The sequence below is a fragment of the Actinomycetospora sp. genome (assembly GCF_036497245.1).
Taxonomy (GTDB): Bacteria; Actinomycetota; Actinomycetes; order Mycobacteriales; family Pseudonocardiaceae; genus Actinomycetospora.
Genome location: NZ_DASXJS010000280.1, coordinates 1 through 2,843, shown reverse-complemented (window position 1 = coordinate 2,843; position 2,843 = coordinate 1). Strand labels below are relative to the sequence as shown.

Sequence of the window (2,843 nt, the reverse complement as noted above, 5' to 3'; positions counted from 1 at the left end):
GTCGGACGCTGCAGCGTGCCGCGTTCGGGGTCGCCGCCCAGGCCTCGGACAAGCTCGGCGGGTTGTTCGACCGGTTCGGCCGCCCGCCGTCGGACGCGATCGGCCTGCCCGACTACCCCGCGGCCTCCGCGCCGGTTCCCGCGCGGTGATCCGCCGGGCGTGAGTCGTGGATGGTGAAGCGCATGCCGTCTTCGGGGTGGAGCGAGAACCCGGGCGCCCGCCCGGGGACGACGTCGAGGTGGGCGTCCCACCCGGCGCGGAAGTGCGCGTCGGGGCGGCTCGCCTGCTCGTAGACCTCGACGCCGTGCGCGGTCCCCAGGAAGACGTCGCGCGCCCCGACCCGAAGCTCCCCGGCCCCGAAGCACATCGGCGTCCCCGCCTCCTCGGCGCCGCCGGGGATGTGCAGGACGAGCTCGCCGTGCTCGGCCGCCAACTGGTCCATCGCGTCGATCGCGGCGGCCGTCGCGTCGATCCGGCACATCGGCTCCGTCATGGGCTCACCCTGCTGTCGTCGCCGGGGCGGCGGAACCGTCGAACGGGCAGGTCGGGACCGCCGTACCTGACCAACTGCCGGTGTGACGCTGCGCCCGTGACCTCGGGCGGGGCGCCGCACCTGGGCCCAGTCGGTCTCATCCGAGGTCGCCGGCTCCCGCCGCGACCCATCAGCCGCTCGCCCGCGGCCCGTGCGCATCACGGCGCACCCGGGGCAGCTACGGCCAGACCCTCGCTCTGCGCTGCACCAGCGAGCCGGTGGTCGTAGGCGACGAAAGCCATCAGGTGCTCGCTCAGGAGTACCGCCGAAGCCAGATGCAGGGCGTCGAGGGTGCGCAGCAGAGGATCGCCGATGTCAGTGGCCAGGTCCTGGACGGCCCGATCCAGGGGAACCAGGTCGAGGTCACCGAGCAGGACGCGAGCCTCGGCCTGGACCCGTGCTCCAACTCGCCGGGCCGCACGCAAGACCTCCACCCGCCCCACCTCGCTGGTCACGAGGGTGTCCCCCTGATGCAGGGTCAGCCAGTCGCGCAAGGCCGCGGTCTCCTCCTCGACCCGCACCAACTTCAGGAGTGCCGAGGAGTCCAGGTAGATCACAGGCGTTCCTCGCGCTCGGCGTCGAGCAGCTCCGCGTTGGTGGGCTCACCGGCCCCTGGCAGCACGGGACGCGACGACCGCAGGCGCCCCGTCGGGGCCGACGCGGGGATCAGCTTCCCCGCCGCGATGAGCCGATCCCTCACGGAGTCGCCCCGTGGTGCGGGCACCAACAGAGCGATGAGTTCACCCCGTTCGGTCACCTCCACGGTCTCGCCGGCTTTGACGAGATCGAGGTACCGCGACGCGTGCTGCCGAAGCTCGCGAACACCGATGCGCTCCACCGCACAAAAGTAGCACAATACGTGCTACATCGCTGAGCACGTCGCCCTCGCCGTGCTCGCCCGTCAGGTCGAGCGGGTCAGAATCTCGAGGTTGCGGCCGGGCCCACCCCGTCTCACCGACTTTTCCGAAGCGACCCCACGGCCGTCCTTCCTGCGTCACGATCCTCGACGTGCCGGACGGCTTCGACGTGCACCCCGAGCAGCTCCGCCGAGGCGCCGTGGGCCTGCGTGCCGACGCCGACTCCCTCGACGACGCCGCAGTGCAGGCCGGAGCCGCCGTTGACCAGGTGTCGCAGGCCGCCGGCCCGGGCCCGCTCGCCGGAGCGGCGTCGGAGCTTGCGACCAAACTCGACCGCGCCGTCCAGGCGATCCGCACGAGCCTGGCCGATTGCGCCGGCGCCCTCGAGGCATCGAGCGCGCAATACCTGACGAGCGACGCCCGCGCCTCGTCCGGGCTCGACGGGCCGCACTGATGCCCGTTCCCGGCGACCCGGACGCGGTCGAGGAGGCGTGCCGGCAACTCACGGCCGCGGCGACAGCGGTTCAGGCTGCTGGTGAGTCGATCGCCGGCCACGGACGCGCGGCCACTGCCGACTGGACCGGGCTGGCTGCACCGCTCGCCCTCGCTCGGACGCAGCAGGACGCGACGGGCGCGCGGCGGGTCGCGGAGGCGGCGAACACCTCGGTCGGGCCGCTCGCCAGGTTCGCCGAGGAGCTCCGCGCCGCGCAGCAGGACTACGCCCGCGGCGAGGAGATGGCCGCCCAGGGTCGGGCGGCGACCTCGGGCGGGCCGGAAGCTGCCCCGGCCGCCGACGTCGCGCGGGACCGCGCCGAGCAGGCGATGCACGACGGAGCATCTCTGATGCGAGCCGCCGAGGAGCGTGCCCACGTCGCCAACGAGGCCGCGGCGCGCGGTCTCGACGCGGCCACCTCGTCGCTCGCCGGTATCGCTCCACCACCCCCGGCTGCGCCGGCGGCGGCCACGTCTGCTTCGGTCGCCGAGATGGGGAACGTCGCGGCCTCGCTCGGGTACGCGGTCTTCGAGCACCCGGTCGACGGGTGGGCGGTGCTCGGCGGCGGTGCTCTCGCCGCCGTCAGTGCGGCCGGGGGGCTCGCAAGCGTTGTCCTCACGGCCACGGGTGGAGGGGCAGTGGCCGGCGTTCCGGGAGGCGCCCTGTCGGCGGCGGGCGTCGCCACAGGAGTCGGGATCGCCGGTGCAGGCCTGCTCGACCTCGCCTCCCACGCGGCAGGCGACAGCGCCGTCGCGCCGTTCCAGGTCGATCAGCAGCGCGAACCCGTGCAGGGACCGGCCCCGTTCCCACCGCCCTCGGGGATCTCGGGGAAGACTCGGCACGGGGAGGAGCAGGCAGAGTCCAGGAACGGCGGCCACGGGGTGAGCGACGAGGCGATGGAAGATGCAGTCGCGAACCCGGTCAAGCCGCAGGAGTATCGGCCGGGCGACAACACCTACCG

5 protein-coding genes are annotated in these 2,843 nt (G+C 73.7%); 2 read left to right on the top strand and 3 right to left on the bottom strand.

Features of this window, described 5'->3' with window-relative positions:
• Positions 1-112: 112 nt before the first annotated feature.
• The 3 genes from VGI02_RS28450 to VGI02_RS28440 all read right to left on the bottom strand — a co-directional run bounded on the left by VGI02_RS28450 (position 113) and on the right by VGI02_RS28440 (position 1,370).
• Positions 113-493 carry a DUF779 domain-containing protein gene (locus tag VGI02_RS28450; RefSeq protein WP_331633353.1) on the bottom strand — a complete coding sequence of 127 codons (381 nt, stop codon included), beginning with the start codon at positions 491-493 and terminating at the stop codon, positions 113-115.
• 197 nt (positions 494-690) lie between these two features.
• Complete coding sequence (locus tag VGI02_RS28445; protein ID WP_331633351.1) at positions 691-1,089, bottom strand: type II toxin-antitoxin system VapC family toxin; 399 nt, start codon at positions 1,087-1,089, stop codon at positions 691-693.
• Entirely contained in the window at positions 1,086-1,370 is a 285-nt protein-coding gene (locus VGI02_RS28440) for a type II toxin-antitoxin system Phd/YefM family antitoxin (protein WP_331633349.1), read from the bottom strand. The genes VGI02_RS28445 and VGI02_RS28440 overlap by 4 nt, the downstream gene beginning before the upstream one ends.
• 170 nt (positions 1,371-1,540) lie before the next feature.
• On the opposite strand from VGI02_RS28440, the gene VGI02_RS28435 reads away from it, so the two are divergent.
• Together VGI02_RS28435 and VGI02_RS28430 are read left to right on the top strand one after the other, a co-directional pair.
• Positions 1,541-1,843 carry a type VII secretion target gene (locus VGI02_RS28435; RefSeq protein ID WP_331633347.1) on the top strand — a complete coding sequence of 101 codons (303 nt, stop codon included), beginning with the start codon at positions 1,541-1,543 and terminating at the stop codon, positions 1,841-1,843.
• Positions 1,843-2,843: hypothetical protein (locus VGI02_RS28430; RefSeq protein WP_331633345.1), on the top strand; the 1,001-nt coding region annotated here is incomplete at its 3' end. The genes VGI02_RS28435 and VGI02_RS28430, both read left to right, overlap by 1 nt.

Coding starts and splice junctions, on each gene's coding strand:
- VGI02_RS28450 (WP_331633353.1), bottom strand. CDS start 493: ATGACGGAGCCGATGTGCCGGATCGACGCGACGGCCGCCGCGATCGAC.